General features: G+C 41.2%; 2 protein-coding genes. Both read right to left on the reverse strand.

Annotation, left to right across the window (positions count from 1 at the left end):
* A partial coding sequence (locus JMX98_RS13945; protein WP_227680197.1) for a transposase family protein occupies nucleotides 1-299 on the reverse strand: 299 nt, incomplete at its 3' end.
* Nucleotides 296-736: a transposase family protein gene (locus JMX98_RS13950; protein WP_201587429.1), complete on the reverse strand. Its 441-nt coding sequence runs from the start codon at nucleotides 734-736 to the stop codon at nucleotides 296-298. The genes JMX98_RS13945 and JMX98_RS13950, both read right to left, overlap by 4 nt.
* Nucleotides 737-801: the final 65 nt, after the last annotated feature.

Here is an 801-nt window from a genome sequence, read left to right on the forward strand (position 1 = left end):
AACAACTTGATTAAGCCTATTTTGTGCTCAACCACAATACGGAACTTTGCCAGATAGTGATTGGCCTGTTTGCATATCTCCAGTAACTGACCACCACGTGGCTTTTTAAAAGGGGTGAAGGTTTGCTTATGTAGCTTTGCTATACCCTGATAACCACTATCTGCTAGTAATTTAGCATTGTCAGGAAGCCAATCAGGACAAGTATCTTTATACAGCTTAAAATCGTGGATTGACCCTTTGCAGGTTTGTACATCAAGTATCAACCCTGTTTGCCAATGAACGATAACCTGCGCTTTCAAGGTATGTTGTTTTTTCTTACCGCTGTAGTAGTCGCTTTGGTTTTTTTTGGACGCTCAATAGGGGTTTCGGTCGCATCAACAATGACGACGCTCCAATTGATGTCATCATCGACGCGACTAGGGAGCTTTTTGGGCAATTCAAACTTGCCAGAGTCAATCAGGATGTCTTCTACTTTACGGATGATACGGCTAGCAGAAGATTCATGAATACCAAAGTCCATACTGATATGATAAAGCGTGCGGTATTCACGCCAATAAGTCAGGGCTAATAGTATTTGTGCTTTAAGACTGAGCAGGCTTGGTCTGCCTGATTTGGTCTTAGATGCTTCATGCTTTTGCATGGCCTCAAGCATGTCATAAAAGGTGGCTTTATGAATGCCTGTATAACGTTTAAAACCAGCGTCACTTTGTTTGAGTAGCTTATCTATGTTTGGCATGGTTCCTAAAAAGTTATGAGTGTTTCAGTTATTGTAAAATTCTCTGCTACTTTTGCAAGAGGTCT

Origin of the sequence: Psychrobacter sp. HII-4 (assembly GCF_904846595.1) — a bacterium.
In the GTDB taxonomy this organism is placed as follows: Bacteria; Pseudomonadota; Gammaproteobacteria; order Pseudomonadales; family Moraxellaceae; genus Psychrobacter; species Psychrobacter celer.